Annotated in this window: 24 protein-coding genes; 19 read left to right on the top strand and 5 right to left on the bottom strand. The window is 41.8% G+C overall.

All coding sequences use genetic code 11. The annotated features are described in order from the left end of the window. The first annotated feature begins 28 nt into the window (after window positions 1–28). From J7E32_RS14135 to J7E32_RS14125, 4 genes are all read left to right on the top strand, one after another. Window positions 29–739: a 5'-methylthioadenosine/adenosylhomocysteine nucleosidase gene (locus J7E32_RS14135; protein WP_214908313.1), complete on the top strand. Its 711-nt coding sequence runs from the start codon at window positions 29–31 to the stop codon at window positions 737–739. Window positions 740–988: 249 nt separating this feature from the next. Further along, window positions 989–1123, top strand: coding sequence for a hypothetical protein (locus tag J7E32_RS22960; RefSeq protein ID WP_286183238.1), 135 nt, complete (start codon window positions 989–991; stop codon window positions 1121–1123). A gap of 225 nt (window positions 1124–1348) precedes the next feature. After that, window positions 1349–1603: a YrhC family protein gene (locus tag J7E32_RS14130; protein ID WP_286183237.1), complete on the top strand. Its 255-nt coding sequence runs from the start codon at window positions 1349–1351 to the stop codon at window positions 1601–1603. Window positions 1604–1956: 353 nt separating this feature from the next. Then, on the top strand, window positions 1957–2094 hold the full coding sequence (locus tag J7E32_RS14125) for a YrzI family small protein (RefSeq protein ID WP_214908311.1): 138 nt from the start codon (window positions 1957–1959) through the stop codon (window positions 2092–2094). A 455-nt stretch (window positions 2095–2549) separates the two neighbouring features. Here J7E32_RS14125 and sigK read toward each other — a convergent pair whose 3' ends face one another. Next, the gene (gene sigK / locus J7E32_RS14120; protein WP_023627218.1) at window positions 2550–3272 is read right to left on the bottom strand and encodes an RNA polymerase sporulation sigma factor SigK; all 723 of its coding nucleotides are present in this window, start codon (window positions 3270–3272) and stop codon (window positions 2550–2552) included. Window positions 3273–3542: 270 nt separating this feature from the next. On the opposite strand from sigK, the gene J7E32_RS14115 reads away from it, so the two are divergent. From J7E32_RS14115 to J7E32_RS14100, 4 genes are all read left to right on the top strand, one after another. Then, window positions 3543–3944, top strand: a complete 402-nt coding sequence (locus J7E32_RS14115; RefSeq protein ID WP_041965171.1) for a DsrE/DsrF/DrsH-like family protein — start codon at window positions 3543–3545, stop codon at window positions 3942–3944. Between the two features lie 123 nt (window positions 3945–4067). Further along, window positions 4068–4307, top strand: a complete 240-nt coding sequence (locus J7E32_RS14110) for a sulfurtransferase TusA family protein (RefSeq protein WP_023627220.1) — start codon at window positions 4068–4070, stop codon at window positions 4305–4307. Window positions 4308–4370: 63 nt separating this feature from the next. Further along, window positions 4371–5507 (top strand): NAD(P)/FAD-dependent oxidoreductase, encoded by a 1137-nt coding sequence (locus tag J7E32_RS14105; RefSeq protein WP_214908309.1) that lies wholly within the window; start codon window positions 4371–4373, stop codon window positions 5505–5507. A 14-nt stretch (window positions 5508–5521) separates the two neighbouring features. After that, window positions 5522–6082 carry a helical membrane plugin domain-containing protein gene (locus J7E32_RS14100; RefSeq protein WP_214908308.1) on the top strand — a complete coding sequence of 187 codons (561 nt, stop codon included), beginning with the start codon at window positions 5522–5524 and terminating at the stop codon, window positions 6080–6082. A gap of 35 nt (window positions 6083–6117) precedes the next feature. Here J7E32_RS14100 and J7E32_RS14095 read toward each other — a convergent pair whose 3' ends face one another. Together J7E32_RS14095 and J7E32_RS14090 are read right to left on the bottom strand one after the other, a co-directional pair. Next, a complete protein-coding gene (locus J7E32_RS14095) occupies window positions 6118–6474 on the bottom strand; it encodes a group I truncated hemoglobin (protein WP_214908438.1) in 357 nt (118 codons plus the stop codon). Between the two features lie 90 nt (window positions 6475–6564). After that, window positions 6565–7236 (bottom strand): response regulator transcription factor, encoded by a 672-nt coding sequence (locus J7E32_RS14090; RefSeq protein ID WP_214908307.1) that lies wholly within the window; start codon window positions 7234–7236, stop codon window positions 6565–6567. 199 nt (window positions 7237–7435) lie between these two features. Between J7E32_RS14090 and J7E32_RS14085 the strand changes: the two genes are divergently transcribed. Both J7E32_RS14085 and J7E32_RS14080 read left to right on the top strand, forming a co-directional pair. After that, window positions 7436–7582: a hypothetical protein gene (locus J7E32_RS14085; RefSeq protein ID WP_170029993.1), complete on the top strand. Its 147-nt coding sequence runs from the start codon at window positions 7436–7438 to the stop codon at window positions 7580–7582. 149 nt (window positions 7583–7731) lie between these two features. Next, on the top strand, window positions 7732–9510 hold the full coding sequence (locus tag J7E32_RS14080; RefSeq protein ID WP_214908306.1) for a M3 family oligoendopeptidase: 1779 nt from the start codon (window positions 7732–7734) through the stop codon (window positions 9508–9510). A gap of 109 nt (window positions 9511–9619) precedes the next feature. On the opposite strand, the gene pssA is transcribed toward J7E32_RS14080, so the two are convergent. Then, a complete protein-coding gene (pssA, locus tag J7E32_RS14075; protein WP_214908305.1) occupies window positions 9620–10159 on the bottom strand; it encodes a CDP-diacylglycerol--serine O-phosphatidyltransferase in 540 nt (179 codons plus the stop codon). Between the two features lie 186 nt (window positions 10160–10345). On the opposite strand from pssA, the gene J7E32_RS14070 reads away from it, so the two are divergent. Continuing rightward, window positions 10346–11134 (top strand): phosphatidylserine decarboxylase, encoded by a 789-nt coding sequence (locus tag J7E32_RS14070; protein WP_214908304.1) that lies wholly within the window; start codon window positions 10346–10348, stop codon window positions 11132–11134. A gap of 80 nt (window positions 11135–11214) precedes the next feature. Here the strand turns inward: J7E32_RS14070 and sda are convergent, their stop codons facing one another. Further along, window positions 11215–11355 (bottom strand): sporulation histidine kinase inhibitor Sda, encoded by a 141-nt coding sequence (gene sda, locus J7E32_RS14065; RefSeq protein WP_102265137.1) that lies wholly within the window; start codon window positions 11353–11355, stop codon window positions 11215–11217. Between the two features lie 425 nt (window positions 11356–11780). On the opposite strand from sda, the gene J7E32_RS14060 reads away from it, so the two are divergent. Genes J7E32_RS14060 through J7E32_RS14025 form a run of 8 tightly spaced genes read left to right on the top strand, consistent with a single transcriptional unit; the run spans window position 11781 to window position 16828 of the window. Beyond that, window positions 11781–12296, top strand: coding sequence for a YqeG family HAD IIIA-type phosphatase (locus tag J7E32_RS14060; protein ID WP_214908436.1), 516 nt, complete (start codon window positions 11781–11783; stop codon window positions 12294–12296). Between the two features lie 3 nt (window positions 12297–12299). Next, a complete protein-coding gene (gene yqeH / locus J7E32_RS14055; protein ID WP_214908302.1) occupies window positions 12300–13403 on the top strand; it encodes a ribosome biogenesis GTPase YqeH in 1104 nt (367 codons plus the stop codon). Window positions 13404–13452: 49 nt separating this feature from the next. Continuing rightward, entirely contained in the window at window positions 13453–14283 is an 831-nt protein-coding gene (aroE, locus tag J7E32_RS14050) for a shikimate dehydrogenase (RefSeq protein ID WP_214908300.1), read from the top strand. Between the two features lie 3 nt (window positions 14284–14286). After that, complete coding sequence (gene yhbY / locus J7E32_RS14045; RefSeq protein WP_214908298.1) at window positions 14287–14580, top strand: ribosome assembly RNA-binding protein YhbY; 294 nt, start codon at window positions 14287–14289, stop codon at window positions 14578–14580. An 18-nt stretch (window positions 14581–14598) separates the two neighbouring features. Continuing rightward, window positions 14599–15168, top strand: coding sequence for a nicotinate-nucleotide adenylyltransferase (locus tag J7E32_RS14040; protein WP_214908290.1), 570 nt, complete (start codon window positions 14599–14601; stop codon window positions 15166–15168). Then, entirely contained in the window at window positions 15158–15724 is a 567-nt protein-coding gene (gene yqeK, locus J7E32_RS14035; protein WP_214908288.1) for a bis(5'-nucleosyl)-tetraphosphatase (symmetrical) YqeK, read from the top strand. Before J7E32_RS14040 ends, yqeK begins: the two co-directional genes overlap by 11 nt. Before the next feature lie 4 nt (window positions 15725–15728). Then, window positions 15729–16082: a ribosome silencing factor gene (gene rsfS, locus J7E32_RS14030; protein WP_214908286.1), complete on the top strand. Its 354-nt coding sequence runs from the start codon at window positions 15729–15731 to the stop codon at window positions 16080–16082. Next, window positions 16082–16828, top strand: coding sequence for a class I SAM-dependent DNA methyltransferase (locus J7E32_RS14025; protein ID WP_214908278.1), 747 nt, complete (start codon window positions 16082–16084; stop codon window positions 16826–16828). The genes rsfS and J7E32_RS14025 overlap by 1 nt, the downstream gene beginning before the upstream one ends. Window positions 16829–16950 lie beyond the last annotated feature (122 nt).

The following is a 16950-nucleotide window of genomic DNA, read 5'->3' as shown; positions in this document are numbered from 1 at the left end:
GAATGTAATAAGAACATTGGAGGGCTCAATGATGAACAGAATTGGTATTATTGGTGCTATGGATGAAGAAATACAGCATATTCTTGACGCCATGAAAGATTATGATGAGAAAAAGAAAGCAGGCATTACATTTTATGTCGGCACTTTCAATGGATATGAAGTTGTACTGTGTAAATCCGGGGTAGGGAAAGTGAATGCAAGTGTATGTACTCAAATCCTGATAGATGAATTTGCTGCATCCCAGATTGTTTTCACAGGAGTAGCGGGTGCTGTGAACCCTGATTTGAAAATAGGCGATATCGTCATCTCCACTGATTGTGTACAGCATGATATGGACGTTCGTGCGCTGGGCTTTAAACTAGGGGAAATCCCTTATACAGAAGTATCTGTTTTTAAAGCTGATGAGCGACTGGTGGATTTAGCGATTACAGCGAGCAAAGAAATTGTAGATGACAAGAAAATCGTCAGCGGCAGGATTTTATCAGGCGACCAATTCATCGCCGATCGAGATAAAGTGAAATTCCTTCATGAGGAGCTTAATGGTTATTGTACAGAAATGGAAGGGGCAGCCGTTGGACAGGTATGCAGCATGAACAGCATTCCATTCGTGATCATCAGGTCAATGTCGGACCAGGCAGATGGCTCCGCAGACGTGAACTTCCTGGAATTCACGAAACTTGCCTCCAAGAACTCCTTTGAAATCGTCAATGAGATGATCAAAAACTGGAACCTGAATTAATAAATAGCCTTCTAGTTTACGATAGACTGTACGATCATATTTATTTAGCGTGAAATCACTTCTGAGAGATTTCACGCTTTTTTTATGTCCTAAGCTTCGGACAAAACCAGAGAAAGAAGCCGGTTGAAATGTCTGAAGTAGGACCATGTTCGGACAAAACAGCGGTGGAAGCATAGGCAAATGTCCGAAGAAGGGCTAGGTTCAGACAAAACAGAGGAGAAAGGCCGATGAAATGTCCGAAGTAGGACCATGTTCGGACAAAACAGCGGTCGAAGCATAGGCAATGTCCGAAGTAGGATCATGTTCGGACAAAACCAGAGAAAGAAGCCGGTTGAAATGTCTGAAGCAGGACCATGTTCGAACAAAACAGCAGTGGAAGCATAGGGAAATATCCAAAGTAGCACCATGTTCAGACAAAACAGCAGTGGAAGCCTAGGCAAATGTCCGAAGTAGCCCCATGTTCGGACAAAACAAAGTTGGAAACCTAGGCAAATATCTGAATGCTTTTTCAATAAAAGGTATTTATTTTCCAGTATTTACTTACCGAAAAAGTGTTTAAAAAATGTTAAAGTAGGGTTGTGGTTAAGTCTGAAAGTGAAGGTGATAGATTTGGACGCTAAACAACTCTATGATAAAATGGTTGATTTTAAACAATTTGCAACTGTGCTTCTTGCTGCAGGAGTATTTTTTTACCTCGGTACAATCATTCCGTCTGAAACGAAAGTATTGACAGATATATATATTGCAACAGGTGCATCTGTTGGTTTCCTTGCTGGATCTATAGCATTCTTTTCAATCGCTAAGAAATTCCGTAGCCAGCTGATTGAAACTGAAGAAGGCCAGGAATTATTGATGAAGAAATAAACGTCCATGCAGGGCGTTTTTTTTGTTGGATTTTGACGAAGGCTTTTTTGGAAAAAAAGGCCAAAAAAAGGTTTACAAAACACAGTAAAGTGGATATACTTACCAATGTGGTTAAATAATTCAAAAGGAGGTCGAGTGAAATGATCATGATTGGATACTGGAATAACGCACAAACTTCATATCGTAATACGCATTCGACCGGATCGGACTGGATTATTGAAGCTGTTTTTTAACTAATACATCCATGGCCGCAGGGAGAATCGTGCCCCTGCGGCTTTTTTGTGCCCATTTTGCCGCAAGGGAGGAATCCCTGCGGCTTTTTGGGGTGGAATTAAAAAGGAGGTGAACCGATAATGACCTTAAATATCTTGTTTTTTACAATTACAATCAACAAACGCCAGATGTCTTTAGAAGAAATTCGCCATAACGAAATGGTAGAAAAAATGATGGAAGATAACAAAACCCGTCAAACCATGCTGCGCCCGTTTTAATTCATTTGAATAAAAAACTTTGGAAAGGTGGAATGAAAAATGATTTATTTAATTCAAAGAAGACTGGCTAGCTTATGGGTGGAGAAGGACACCACCTAACGACGGAGTCGGGAGGAAATTTGTATGTCACTGCATGTATTGCTGTTAACCCTCATTTTCAAAAAAAAGAAATCCCATCGTTAACAAAATGTTCACAACCCTACCCTTTTAGCACCGTATTTATATGATAAATTTGGGGTAAACAATGGGTCTTCGTTAAAGGGGTGATGGGCATGTTCTTGATTGTCATGGGATTGGTGATTTGTGGCGCTGTCGGTTTGGTAGTTGCTGCAGAAGTGAGTGTGGAATAGAATATAAAAAGGTATCAATCATTTGTGGTTGATGCCTTTTTGTTTTAAGTGGATAATTTGATACCGAAAAAAGAAACCTGGAGCGTCAAGCCCAGGTTTCTGCATTTATTGCCCTTTATTCTTCTTCTTTTCTTTCTCCGCCCGATAAAACTCATGGAACATTTTCATCAATGCCCTCTTCTCGATCCTGGATACATAACTTCTCGAGATGCCAAGTTCTTTGGCAATTTCCCGCTGCGTTTTTTCCTTCTTTAAATCAAGGCCAAAGCGGCCAACAATGACCTCTTTTTCACGTTCATCAAGGACATCGATATATTCTTTTACTTTTTCAAGCTCCATATTGAGCTGGATGGTATCAATAACATCTTCTGATTCAGACTTCAGGACATCAATCAGCGAAATTTCATTTCCTTCTTTGTCCTGGCCGATAGGGTCATGCAATGAAACATCCTTCTTGGTTTTCTTCAATGCCCGCAAATGCATAAGAATCTCGTTCTCAATGCAGCGGGCAGCATATGTTGCCAGTTTGGTTCCTTTGCCTTCCGAATAGCTTTCGATTGCCTTGATCAGGCCAATTGTTCCGATAGAAATCAAATCCTCCGAATCCTCGCCGGTGTTTTCGAACTTTTTCACGATATGCGCGACAAGTCTCAGATTGTGCTCAATCAGCATATTTCTTGCGTGTGGATCGCCATTTGCCATCAACCTTAAGTACTTTCGCTCATCAGCTGCAGATAACGGTTGAGGAAATGCATTGTTTTTAACATACGAAACAAGAAGGATCACTTCTTTAACTAAGTAGCCGAGTGCTGTTAGTATGCCCGACATGTTTCCACCCCCGCTTTTTTAGGCTTTCGCCTATAATAAATTCCTATGTTTTAAAGGGGTGGATTGTGTCTGTCCGATTAAATATTTTGTTTTGGGAATATAATCCAGAATAAAAGTGCGATGAATCAATAGTTAATTCTGTGAACACCTTGTTTTGTCACTTTTTAGACTAAGAACGTTCACATAAAAGAAACAGACATAGATGTAGGGGTATGGGTATAATTCAGGTGTAAAGAAAAATCATTCGAAATTATTAGGAGGAAATAAATTATGGAACAGCAAGCACCATCTTTAGCGGTCATTTTATTATCGGAAGATCTTGAAAAGCTTCATGCAGGAGCGCTTGTAGGCTCAGTTGCATCAATGTCTGGCATGACTGTGAATGTATTCGTCACTATGAACGCATTGAAATCTTTCCGGAAAGACAGCTTTGAAACTACTGATTTCATCACTGGAACGATTGGTAAGGAAATGCTGGCTAAGAAAATCCCGTTGTTCGATTCACTTTTACAGGAAGGAAAGGATATGGGAGAGCTTAATATTTACGGATGCGCACTTGCAATGGACATCATGGATTGGCAAGAAGAAGACATGATCGATGTATTTGATGGAGTAATCGGGGTTACAAAATTCCTTGGTATGACTCAGGGTGCAACTGTTATTACAATGTAAGCTGCAGAAGCAGGAAAAAGTGATATGGCGTGCAGGCCTTTCAAGCTTTTTCCCCTTCATGCAAAAATAAAAAATCTTTTCTCATTTTAACACAAAACTTAATTATACTGGAGGAAAAAAATCATGAGTGAAGTACAAGTAACTAAATCAATCGATGCAAGAGGAGCATATTGCCCTGGACCGTTAATGGAATTGGTAAAAGGAATCAAGACAGCACAAGTTGGCGATGTAGTGGAAGTCCTTTCTACTGATAAAGGTTCAGCAGTTGATATTCCTGAATGGGTTAACAAAATGGGCCACGAAATTGCTTACCTCGAAAATGAAGGCGATGAATTCAAGATCGCGGTTAAAAAGGTTAAGTAATCGATCGCTGTTTGTTCAGATAACAGCCTTCATCAAAGAATCCAATAAAGAGGTGTGGACCAAATGACAAAGAAAATTGTTATTCTTGGTGCCGGCAGCGCGGGAACAATGGTCGCTAACAGATTAGCCCGCCAGCTTGGGGAAGAAATCAAGAAGCGTGAAGTCGAAGTCACTTTGATTTCCAATACAGAAAAGCATATCTACCAGCCAGGATACTTATTCATCGCTTTCAATGAAAAGCCATCTGAGCACTTCATCAGAAAACAGGAAGCACTTGTTCATCGACATGTAAACCTTGTATATGATGATGTAGAAAAAATTGATGTCGATAAAAAAATGGTCAAGGGAAAGAAACAGTATCAATATGACTATCTTGTCATCGCAACTGGATCACATCCTGACCTCGACAGTGTACCTGGCTTAAGAGAAGGGGCGCACAATTTCTATACACTTGATGGTGCAGAACGCCTGCGCGATGATCTTGCAGCGATGGAAAAAGGGAAAATCCTGATTACGATCGATGTGCCGCATAAATGTCCTGCTGCTCCGCTTGAGCTGGCATTGATGCTTGATGACTATTACCGCAAAAATGGCCGACGCAAGGATATCGAAATCAAATATGCTTATCCTATCGGACGTATCCATTCATTGGTTCCAGTTGCAGAATGGGGACTTCCACAGTTTGAAAAGCGCGATATCAAATACGAAACGTTCTTCAATCTTGAAGAAGTGGATCCTAAGCGCAAAGTGGCCATCACAATGGATGGATCTGAACATGAATATGACATGCTGATTACAATTCCAGCCCATACTGGCGCTAAAGCAGTGATGGATTCTGGTATTGGAGATGAATCCGGCTTCATTCCAACAAACCGTACAACATTGAAAATGATTGGCCAGGATGATGTGTACGTAATTGGTGATGCTACGAACCTTCCAATCAGCAAAGCTGGTTCAACAGCCCACTATCAATCTGAATCACTTGTCGCCAATATCATCAGCAGATTGACTGGTCGCCCGGAAACAGCTGTATACAATGGAAAGGTAGCTTGCTTCCTTGAAAATAGCCTTGAAGATGCCAGCATGATTACGTTTGACTACAATAACCCGCCGCAGCCAGCAGAGACTTCTGACCTGCTGCACTGGTTCAAAGCAGTATACAATGAGCTTTACTGGTTAAATGCCAAAGGGATTTTATAGAAGGGGTGGTTGAGATGGCTACAGAAACACCTCAAGCTCAACAAAATGCTCAACATAAAATTGTCAGCTTCACCGATGCAGCCATGAATGCGGTAACTGGTGAAATGGTCTCGACGATTGCCGAAACCGGCGTAAAGATGGTCGAGATGGCCGATGATTTGCTTCAGCCTGAAACGCTTTCTTTATTAAAAGCCCTTCCTGAGGTGGCTGAGAACCTCGAGCGTACTTTAATGGAAGTAAAGCGCATGGAAGAAACAGGTGTCTTGAAATCTTTGATGCAGCTTGCGGATATGGCAGCTGCCATGAAGGGGGCCATGACTGGACCTATGGTTACGGATATGGCCGAGAAAGCAATCAAAGGTGTAGAACTTGCAGATTCATTCGTCCAGCTTGGTGCCATTGATCTGGTGGAAGGTATGCTTACTGCGTTCCATAATGCTCAAGAAGAAACAAAGGATAAAGAACCGTTATCATCCATGCAGTTGATGAAGGCTGTCACGCAGAAAGAAACAAGAGAAGGCATGACTTTAATGATCTCCTTCCTGCAAAACCTGCCGAAACAATTGAATAAATAGAAGGAGAGGGGAATTAAATCCCCCTCTCCTTTTCTTCATTTATATAGAATATCATTCTTCATGCCTGTCAGTTTCTCCAGTACTTGATTGATGTCTTCTTCCGATACATTGAACTCTCTCAGGCTAGCAGCAAGGTGATTGGCGATGGCCCCAAAGTGCTCGTCATTCAGGTTCATGCCTTTATGTGCGAGTTCCATGCTTCTTCCGGAATATTGGTTCGGTCCGCCCAATGCCCAGCTGATGAACAATGATTGATGCCTGCGCTGTTTTTCCATGTCCGTTTCCTCGAAAAACTTATTGACTGTTTCATCGGCTAGTACCTTTTCGTAAAAAACATCAACTACTTTTGAAATGGCATCCTGTCCACCCAGACGATCGTATAAACTTTCAATTCTATAATCCTCCTATCTAAGTTAACGTCACTATTATTTCTCTTTATCCAAAGGATTATGAATGAAACCTTATTAAACAAAAATACGAACTTAATGAATCCATTTATAGCCCACGCCCCAAACAGTAGACAAATATTCATCCACCGTAAAACCTGACTTACGAAGTTTATCCCTAAGGTTCCTCACATGCGAATCAATCGTACGGTCTTCTGTATCGACACCATATCCCCATATGGTTGAGATTAAGTGTTCCCTTGTGAAAACCTTATTAATGTTTTGCAAAAATAGAGTGAGCAAGGCAAACTCCTTTGGCGTCAGAGGAATCAAAATGCCATTAAACTGTACTTCATAGGAGTCTGTGTTAAGTTTCAAGCCATTGAAATTGAGAAGGGGACTTTTGACAGTTTGTCTCCGAAGCACTGCTTGAATTCTAGCAATTAATTCACCCTCATCAAAAGGCTTGGTTATATAGTCATCAGCTCCTATTTTTAGACCTCTGACAACGTCTGGCTTCTCACTTCTGGCAGTGAGCATGATGACGGGAATATCCCAGTGCCTGCGAATTTCACTGCATGTCTCCCAGCCATCCATCTCGGGCATCATGACATCAAGCAGCACGAGATCAGCATGGTTATCCTCCAGGAAGCTGATCGCCTCGTTGCCGGAAGTTCTTTTAATGCAATTATATCCTGCTGGTGTTAAATAAAGGGCAAGCAAATCAAGCATACGCGTTTCATCATCTACTAACAAAATCGTGGACATATAAAAACCCCTTGAAAATATTCTTGAGTTTATCTTACACGAAAAGTTTGAAAAAACCGTGCACTTAAAATGAAATTTCACATATCACTTGGGTCTTTTTATGCTTCTTGATTTTTTAAAAAGGTTCGCAAAAAGCCCAAACCAAAATGGACAGAATCCCATAAAGTAATAACAGGATACAGAAAAGGAGAGTGAAAGTATGCCTTACGGTTACTATCCACCATACGGTGCGCCCTATGGAGGTTATCCGGGATATTACGGCGGAAGTGGTGTATGGTTTGCACTGTTCATCATCCTGCTGGTCATCGTCCTGATTTTTGGCGGATGGTGGTATTTTTACGGATAGAGGGCAAAAAGGTTTATCCTGAAAACAGGGATAAACCTTTTTCCTGTCCTTATGTTTTGTTAACTTGTTCAGAAAGAGGTTTGAAAAAATAGAAATTTTAGAAAAATAACATTATAATAATATAATAGAAAAAAAGGGGGAACCAATCAATGTCCAATACATACTCAGAAGTCTGGGACTTAGAGGTATTTTTTGAAGGAGGTAGTGATTCACCTGAATTCGCTGCGCACCTAAAGGCTGCAGGTGAGGAAATCACACAATTCAAGAAGGAACTTGAGGGCTGGCAGCCAGCTGATCAGGCAAGTGAAGCTGGCAGGCTGGAGAGTCTTGTTGAAATGTTTGATGGAGCAGCCAGGAAAGTAAGGCAGGCAGGGGCTTTTGTAAGCTGTCTGCATGCTCAGAATACTGGTGATAAAAAGGCCGGACAATTAAAATCGGCCGTTACAGAGCTTAGTGCATCATTGCAAACAGCGCTGACGACCTTTGACCAGAAGCTATCCAGCTTTTCGGAACGTGTTTGGGAGGAGCTTGTCCAGGAAGGACTGTTGCATGAGCTGCGTTTTGTACTGACAGAGCGCCGCGAACGGGCTGCGGAAAAGCTTTCAGAAAAAGAGGAATCAGCAATCAATGCATTGAGTGTAGACGGCTACCATAGCTGGGGCCAAATGTATGACCTTCTAGTTGGCAATACAAAGATCAATTATAAAGAGGAAAGTTTATCTGTCGGCCAGGCAGCCAATAAACTCTCCGATGCTGATCGTTCTGTCCGTAAGGAAATTTTTGCACAATGGGAAAAAGCCTGGGGAGAGAAAGAGGATTTCTACGCAAAGACCCTGAACCACCTTGCAGGCTTTCGTTTGAATGTCTATAAGCTCCGCGGCTGGGAAGATGTATTGCAAGAGCCGCTTGATATTAATAGGATGAAAAAAGAAACTCTTGATGCCATGTGGGAAGTCATCTCCGATAATAAGGAACCATTTGTTCAGTTCCTGAATCGTAAAGCGAAGCTGCTTGGAGTTGAAAAGCTTAGCTGGTATGATTTGGATGCGCCAATTGGCAGCGCTGAATCCAAAATGTCCTATCAGGAAGGGGCAGATTTCATCGTCGATAATTTCGAGCAATTTGGCAAGGAAATGGCCGACTTTGCGAAAATGGCATTTGAAAATAAGTGGATTGAAGCGGAAGACCGTCCAGGAAAAGCTCCTGGAGGATTCCATACTTTCTTTCCGGAGAGCAGTCAATCCCGAATATTCATGACCTACTCAGGCACACCATCCAATGTATCCACATTGGCTCACGAGCTTGGACATGGGTTCCACACATATGCCATGAGGGATTTACACTTGCTGAATCGTAATTATGCGATGAACGTTGCTGAAACCGCCTCTACATTCGCTGAAATGATTGTTTCCGACGCATCTGTAAAAAATGCGAAATCAAAAGAAGAGAAGCTCAGTCTGTTAGAGGATAAAATTCAGCGGTCGGTCGCGCTATTGATGAATATTCATTCCAGGTTCCTGTTTGAGACGAAATTCTATGAAGAGCGCAAGCAGGGAGTTGTCAACGCTGAAAGACTGGGTGAATTGATGGAAAACGCACAAACCGAAGCATATGGAGGAGCTCTGGAGGAGTATCACCCGTTATTCTGGGCTTCGAAGCTGCACTTCTTTATCACTGGAGTGCCGTTTTATAATTTCCCATATACATTCGGTTACTTATTCTCCCTTGGCATTTACGCAATGGCCCAGGAAGAAGGCAAGGGATATGAAGAAAAATATATCGCCCTGTTGAAGGACTCCGCTTCCATGACAGTCGAGGAGCTGGCACAAAAACACCTGAACGTCGACCTTACGAAAAAGGATTTCTGGGAAAAAGCAGTCCGTATGTGTGTGGAGGATGTCGAAGAATTTATGGCATTGACTGAGTAAAAGTACTGTTTTCCAGTAGAGAGACTCAGCAAACAGTAAGCTCGGTCCGTAAGTGGGTCAGGGTTGAATACAAATAATCATGCAAAAACCCAGCCATCCAGGCTGGGTTTTATACTTTTCTCAACTTGAATGGACTGACCATAAGCAGGCTAAGAGTCATCATAATGAACAGGAAAGTCTGAGGCGGTAAGTGGGGAATGGCCAGGAAGCTTAGCGTTGCCAGCACTCCTGCTGCTGTGATTGGCAAACCTGTGAAATAGCCGGTGTTCTCGGTGATATTGAATCGTGCCAGCCGGAAGGCGCCGCAGCCTATGTAAAAAACGATGAAGAAGGCTCCGGGAGCACCGAAATCGGATAAAATTCCCTGGTAGATTAATAATGCAGGTGCAACTCCAAATGATATAATATCACTCATGGAATCCAGCTGCTTTCCAAGTTCTGATTCTATATTAAGCTTTCTTGCAACCATACCGTCAAATCGATCCGCTAGGGCGGCAATGAAAATCAATAAAAGGCTTAAATTCAGGTTGTCATGAATGGCAACAATTATCGCAAATCCACCTAGCGCAAGATTCGCCAATGTCAGAAGATTGGCTGTCTGGGATTTTACTTTCTTACGAGTAGAGTCGAGTACATCGTGTAAAAACATAATTTCACTCCTTATGTGGGAAAAGGGAACTAGCACAATGGGTTATTATATAATAATATATAATTCTAAGCTGATTATGCTATTTCGTAAAGATTTCTTTTGATAGTTTTCGAAATTTCAGATTAAATCCCGCAAAACAAAATTTCATCTGAGCAAACACTCAAATAATAATCGGAGGTAAGAGTATTGTTCCAATCTATATACCGCTTGCTTATAGAATTGACAAATGGGAAGTGGACTTCGGCCATTTTGCATAAATTCGCAAAATCCAATAGCAGCAAAAGAATTATTCCTTCATTTGCTAAAACGTATAACATCAACCAGGAGGAAATGGAGAAGCCAATCGGGGAATATGAAAATCTCCATCAATTTTTCATCAGGAATCTTAAAGAAGGTGCAAGGAGAATAGATGAGGATCCATTGTCAGTTGTTAGTCCAGTAGATTCAGTAATCGAAGAGATTGGACAAATCGAGGCTGATAAAACGATCCTTGTAAAGGGAAAGGTTTATTCTATTTCTGAGATGCTCGGAAGTGACGAAGCGATGGCCAGGTACGAGCAGGGTACTTATATGATCTTTTATCTGAGTCCAAGCCATTACCACCAAATTCACAGCCCGGTAACTGGTGAGGTAATCAATCAGTGGACATTGGGCATGAAGTCGTACCCTGTCAATAAGATGGGATTGAAATATGGAAACTACCCATTATCTAAAAACTACCGTAAAATCACTGAAATCAGGCACGAAGTGGGTATGGCAGCTGTTATTAAGGTAGGCGCCATGTTTGTCAATTCGATTGAAACAACACATGGTGGAACGAAACTGGAGAAAGGTGATCAAATGGCATACTTCACCTTCGGTTCGACTGTAGTCCTGCTGTTCGAAAAAGACACTATGAACCTGCTGCCGCAAATTACTCCTCCATACCATATAAAATATGGCGAGAAAATCGGCACATTAAATAGACAAGGATGAAAAGCGAGGGGCACAGGCTGAAGCTGTGCCTTTATCCTTTTCTATTCCGTTTAACAAAAAAAAAGCCCTTTTAGGGGCTGTCAGGATGAGGCTTTTATTCGGTTAGATAATGAACGCCGGTGGATTTCCGTTTCAATCAAACGAATAAATTCATAACTTAAATTCAATTCTCTTGCTTTAAAATAAGACTCGATCAACAGCTCGTCCGACAGTTTACGCATTCCAGTCATTCACCCCCAAAAGGATCTTCTAAAACAGATGTTAATTGCATATAATTGTAAGTTAATTCGTTCTACCCCTACTCTAGCAGAATGAAACACGGAGAACAACTGTTCTAATTATCCACAGTTGGCAGTGGATAACCTGTGATTAATTTGTTTATAAATGGGAAATTATTAATAAAATCAATGTGTGTTATGTGAATAATGTTATCCACAGGATTGGAAAACGTTGGATTTTGTCGAAAAGTTTTTTGGAATATTTTAAAAAAAGTTGAAGTTGAAGGAATAAATGGTGTTTTTGTCGACCTTTAACCGGTATTTTTCATTATTTCCTATCCATTCAAATGTTTGTTTTGAATACGAGGATTAAATTGGGTATGATGTTAACGGTATGTTAGGAATTTAATTAATGAGGTGTAATGAAATTGCTAAAGCATTTTTTGCCGGACCAGCATGTGAAAAGTATATTTGAAATCACGCCCGAAAGCCTAAAAGACAAAGGTGTGAAGGGCATTATAACAGATCTTGATAACACACTCGTTGAGTGGGATCGTCCGCTTGCGACCCCAAAGCTCATTGAGTGGTTTGATAATATGAGGAAAAATGAAATACTCGTAACAATTGTTTCAAATAATAATGAAAAAAGAGTCAGGTCATTTTCTGATCCGCTTAGAATACCCTTTATATTTCAAGCGAGGAAACCGATGACTACTGCATTTAATAAAGCATTAAAGCAAATGGGATTGCGAAAAGAAGAAACGGTCGTGATTGGTGACCAGCTTTTAACTGATGTACTTGGCGGCAACAGAAGCGGCTTCCATACGATTCTCGTTGTTCCGGTTGCCCAGACGGATGGGTTTGTGACTAGATTCAACAGGAAAGTAGAAAGAAGAATATTAAATTGGTTCAGGAAACAAGGAAAGCTGAATTGGGAGGACTAAAATTTGAGTGAGCAATTTAACTGTACAGGCTGTGGTGTGAAAATCCAGACGGAAAATCCAGAGGAATTAGGGTATGCTCCGGCCTCTTCATTAGAAAAAGAAGTTGTCGTATGCCAGAGATGCTTCCGCTTGAAAAATTATAATGAGATCCAGGATGTTAGCCTGACGGATGACGACTTTTTAAAAATATTGAACGAGCTTAGCAGCAGGGATGCCCTGATTGTCAAGATTGTTGATATTTTTGACTTCAATGGGAGCTGGCTGCCAGGCATCCAGCGTTTTGCCGGGAAAAATCCAGTATTATTGATCGGCAATAAAGCTGATCTGGTACCTAAATCGGTCAAACAAAGAAAATTGATTGACTGGATGAAGAAAGAATCCAGGGATTTGGGACTCAATCCGATTGATGTATCCCTCGTTAGTGCTGCAAAAGGGTATAATATCAGGGAAGCTGCTGCGGCAATAGATGAATATCGCGATGGCAAGGACGTTTATATTGTAGGCTGTACAAATGTAGGGAAATCTACTTTTATCAATAGAATCATCAAGGAAGTGACAGGGGAAGGTGATATCATCACCACTTCTCACTTTCCGGGTACTACACTTGACATGATAGAAATACCGCTTGAGGACGGAAAAGCGATTGTCGATACACCGGGCATCATCAACCATCATCAGATGGCGCACTACGTGGATAAGCGTGATTTGAAGTTCATCACTCCTAAAAAAGAAATCAAGCCGAAGGTGTACCAATTGAATGAAGAGCAGACACTGTTTTTCGGCGGTCTCGCACGTTTCGATTATATATCAGGCGGCAGAAGGTCTTTTTCATGCTATGTGCCGAATGAAATCAACATTCATCGGACAAAGCTTGAAAAGGCGGATGAGCTGTATAAGAATCATGCAGGTGAGCTGCTGACACCGCCGCGGCGTGAGCAGATGGATGAATTCCCTGAACTTGTCCGACATGAGTTCACTATTAAGGAAGCCAAAACCGATGTAGTATTTTCAGGGCTTGGCTGGATAACGGTCAATGATGCGGGCGCAAAAATCGCGGCACATGTCCCTAAAGGCGTTCATGTAATGCTGAGAAGGTCACTTATTTAGGAACCGTTGTTAGCAGGATCAAGTCAAAAAGAAAGGGTGGGAGACGTTAATGAAAAAATTGTTCGGTGTCATCGGGGATCCTATCGCTCATTCAATGTCTCCTGCCATGCACAATGATTTATTTGATTTTTATGGAATAGATGCGGTTTATTTGCCATTCCATGTGAGCAAAGATAATCTTCCGGATGCTGTGAAAGGCTTGAAAGCGATAGGTGTGAGTGGGTTCAATGTAACAATTCCGCATAAGACAGATATCATCCCTCACCTGGATAAAGTCGATCCTTTGGCAATGGCAATAGGAGCAGTCAACACAGTCAAAAATGAAAATGGCCTTCTGGTAGGCTATAATACTGATGGCCCAGGCTTTGTTAAAGGGCTTGAATATATGGATGCTGATCTTTGTTCAAGATCAGCTTTGATTATTGGTGCAGGTGGAGCTTCGAGAGCCATTTACTTTTCGATGGCCCAGGCCGGGATCGAGCGTATTGACCTGTATAACCGCACTCCCGAAAAGGCTGAAGAGCTTGTCAACTCTTGCCCTTTCAAAGTGGAATCAAAAGTTATTGGGCGGGAGGCGGCTGAAAAGTCACTTGCTGAATATCAGCTAATCATCCAGACAACTTCTATTGGTATGGTGCCTGATACAGAAAATTTGCCGCTGTCTCCAGAAAACATCACCCCAAATACAATAGTTAGTGATATAATTTATAATCCATTGCAAACAAAGTTTTTAAAAGAAGCCTCCAGAATGGGAGCTGCTGTCCAGAATGGTGTAGGAATGTTTGTGTTCCAGGGAGCGCTTGCTTTTGAGATATGGACAGGGATTTTTCCTGACGTTGATAGAATGGAAATGAATGTTTTAAGAAATTTAGGAGGTTAACATATGTTAACAGGTAAGCAGAAAAGTTTTTTAAGATCGAAAGCCCATCATCTTACTCCAATTTTTCAAGTTGGAAAAGGTGGGGTAAATGAAAATATGATTAAGCAAATCGCAGATGTGCTGGAAGCAAGAGAGTTGATTAAGGTAAGCATCCTGCAGAACTGTGATGAGGATAAGGATACTGTGGCTGAACAGCTCTCTCGCGGTGCAAAGGCAGAGCTTGTCCAGGTAATTGGTAATACCATTGTTCTATATAAAGAGTCCCGGGAAAATAAGCAAATCGTTCTTCCAAGATAAATACTGGGAGGTGCCTGTTTGAAAAAAGTCGGCATTTTAGGCGGAACCTTCAACCCGCCGCATAACGGACATTTAGTTATTGCCAATGAAGTGTTACATGCTTATGGACTTGATGAGGTTTGGTTCATGCCAAATCAGGTGCCGCCGCATAAAACTGTAGACGAGCCCATCAGCCATTCAGACAGGCTGGCTATGCTTGAACTTGCGCTCGCTGATAACAAGCAATTCAGGATTGAGAAAGCAGAACTTGAGAGAAGCGGCCGATCTTACACGTATGAAACGATGAAAATATTAAAAGATATGTATAAAGAAACCGACTTCCACTTTATCATTGGTGGGGATATGGTTGAATATCTGCCCAAATGGCATAAAATAGATGAATTAATGAAAATGGTCAAGTTTGTGGGTGTCAGCAGGCCATCATACAGTACTGAAACACCGTATGATATTCTTTATGCAGAGACACCGCAAATGGATATCTCTTCAAGTATGATTAGAGAAAGAGTGAGGGACGGCCGAAGCATACGCTATCTGCTGCCCGATCCGGTTAGGGTTTATATAGAGGAGCATGGTTTATATGGAACGTGAACAAGCACTTCAGATTGTGAAGCCACAACTAACTGAACACCGCTATCAGCATACTCTTGGTGTGATGGAGACAGCCATCAAGCTGGCCGGGAAATATGGAGCGGATATCAAGAAAGCGGAACTGGCTGCCATTTTTCATGATTATGCTAAATTCCGGCCCAAGGATGAGATGAGACAAATCATTGAGGAACAAAAAATGCCTGCAATCTTGCTTGAGTTTAACAGTGAGCTCTGGCATGCGCCGGTCGGGGCATTTCTCGCAGAAACGGAAGCGGGAATCGACGACAAGGAAATTCTTGATGCAATCCGTTACCATACTTCAGGAAGGGTTGGCATGACGCTTCTTGATAAAGTCATCTATCTGGCTGATTATATTGAGCCAGGCCGCCATTTTCCAGGAGTGGAAGAAGTCAGGGAATTGGCAGAGAATGATTTGGACAGGGCATTGATTCAATCCATGAAAAATACAATTCAATTTTTAATGAAGAAAACCCAGCCGGTCTTTCCAGATACATTTAGTGCCTACAACAGCATCGTACAAAATTCAGGAGGTTGATTTAATGAGTGAGCGCGAATTATTAATAACAGCAGTAAAAGCAGCAGACGATAAAAGAGCAGAAGATATTATGGTACTGAATATGAAAGGCATCTCTTTGATTGCCGATTACTTTGTCATCTGCCACGGGAATTCTGATAAGCAGGTACAGGCAATTGCCCGTGAAATCAGGGAAAAAGCAGAAGAGCAGGGATATAATCTTAAGAGAATCGAAGGTTTTGACGAAGCAAGGTGGGTGCTGATTGATATCGGTGATGTTGTTGTCCATGTCTTCCACAAAGAAGAGCGAAGCTACTATAACCTTGAGCGCCTATGGGGAGATGCTCCGATCGAAAACGTGCAGAGTGAGCTTAATTAATGTCTTACGAAAGGTTCGCTTATTTGTATGATGAGCTCATGCAGGATGTTCCCTATGATGAATGGGTTTCGATTGTAGAGGCATACAAAGAGAAATATCAAGTGAACGGAATGAAGCTCCTCGACCTCGCATGCGGAACCGGGGAGCTATCTATAAGATTTGCGCAAAAAGGGTTTGATGTGACCGGCGCGGATTTATCAAGTGATATGCTCTCTGTAGCCCAGTCGAAAGCTCAGGCGCTATCGTTGCCAATACAATTTTTCCAGCAGGACATGACAGAGCTTGATGACTTAGGTGAATTTGATATCATCGGCATCTTTTGTGATTCGCTGAATTATTTAGACGATGAACTGGCAGTCCGCCAGACATTTGAAGGGGTATCCCGCCTTTTGAAAAAAGGGGGCTTATTCCTGTTTGATGTTCATTCTATCTATAAAATGGAACAGATTTTCGCAGACGCGACATTTACCTGGGATGATGAAGAAATCACTTATATTTGGAATAGCTTCAAGGGAGAAGGCGCTCACAGTGTTGAACACGAGCTCACCTTTTTCGTCCGGGATGAAGGATCCGGAAAGTATGACCGAGTCGATGAATTGCATTACCAGCGTACATATCCCGAAGATTCCTATTTAAAATGGTTAGCGCAGGCAGGCTTTGAAAGTATTGAGGTAACCGGAGACTATACACTTAAAAGCCCCGAGCCAGAAGCTGAGCGGTTGTTTTTTGCAATGGTAAAGAAATAAATCAGAAAGGCACCCAAGTTTTTGGGAGCCTTTCTTGTACATGCAGAGGAAATTATAAAATAATTTTGTTGTGGATAACTATAGGGGTTTTCTTAATCCAGCTACAGCGCCTAGCCCCTCGA

The organism is Bacillus sp. ISL-55 (genome assembly GCF_018613155.1).
Taxonomy (GTDB): domain Bacteria; phylum Bacillota; class Bacilli; order Bacillales; family Cytobacillaceae; genus Mesobacillus.
This window is presented reverse-complemented; position numbering and strand designations above follow the sequence as displayed.

Coding starts and splice junctions, on each gene's coding strand:
- J7E32_RS14085 (WP_170029993.1), top strand. CDS start 7,436: ATGCCTTACGGTTACTATCCACCATACGGTGCGCCCTATGGAGGTTAT.
- yhbY (WP_214908298.1), top strand. CDS start 14,287: ATGTTAACAGGTAAGCAGAAAAGTTTTTTAAGATCGAAAGCCCATCAT.
- yqeK (WP_214908288.1), top strand. CDS start 15,158: ATGGAACGTGAACAAGCACTTCAGATTGTGAAGCCACAACTAACTGAA.
- J7E32_RS14125 (WP_214908311.1), top strand. CDS start 1,957: ATGACCTTAAATATCTTGTTTTTTACAATTACAATCAACAAACGCCAG.
- aroE (WP_214908300.1), top strand. CDS start 13,453: ATGAAAAAATTGTTCGGTGTCATCGGGGATCCTATCGCTCATTCAATG.
- J7E32_RS22960 (WP_286183238.1), top strand. CDS start 989: ATGTTCGGACAAAACAGCGGTCGAAGCATAGGCAATGTCCGAAGTAGG.
- J7E32_RS14105 (WP_214908309.1), top strand. CDS start 4,371: ATGACAAAGAAAATTGTTATTCTTGGTGCCGGCAGCGCGGGAACAATG.
- J7E32_RS14115 (WP_041965171.1), top strand. CDS start 3,543: ATGGAACAGCAAGCACCATCTTTAGCGGTCATTTTATTATCGGAAGAT.
- J7E32_RS14110 (WP_023627220.1), top strand. CDS start 4,068: ATGAGTGAAGTACAAGTAACTAAATCAATCGATGCAAGAGGAGCATAT.
- pssA (WP_214908305.1), bottom strand. CDS start 10,159: ATGTTTTTACACGATGTACTCGACTCTACTCGTAAGAAAGTAAAATCC.
- J7E32_RS14135 (WP_214908313.1), top strand. CDS start 29: ATGATGAACAGAATTGGTATTATTGGTGCTATGGATGAAGAAATACAG.
- J7E32_RS14100 (WP_214908308.1), top strand. CDS start 5,522: ATGGCTACAGAAACACCTCAAGCTCAACAAAATGCTCAACATAAAATT.
- J7E32_RS14080 (WP_214908306.1), top strand. CDS start 7,732: ATGTCCAATACATACTCAGAAGTCTGGGACTTAGAGGTATTTTTTGAA.
- J7E32_RS14090 (WP_214908307.1), bottom strand. CDS start 7,236: ATGTCCACGATTTTGTTAGTAGATGATGAAACGCGTATGCTTGATTTG.
- J7E32_RS14025 (WP_214908278.1), top strand. CDS start 16,082: ATGTCTTACGAAAGGTTCGCTTATTTGTATGATGAGCTCATGCAGGAT.
- rsfS (WP_214908286.1), top strand. CDS start 15,729: ATGAGTGAGCGCGAATTATTAATAACAGCAGTAAAAGCAGCAGACGAT.
- sigK (WP_023627218.1), bottom strand. CDS start 3,272: ATGTCGGGCATACTAACAGCACTCGGCTACTTAGTTAAAGAAGTGATC.
- sda (WP_102265137.1), bottom strand. CDS start 11,355: ATGCGTAAACTGTCGGACGAGCTGTTGATCGAGTCTTATTTTAAAGCA.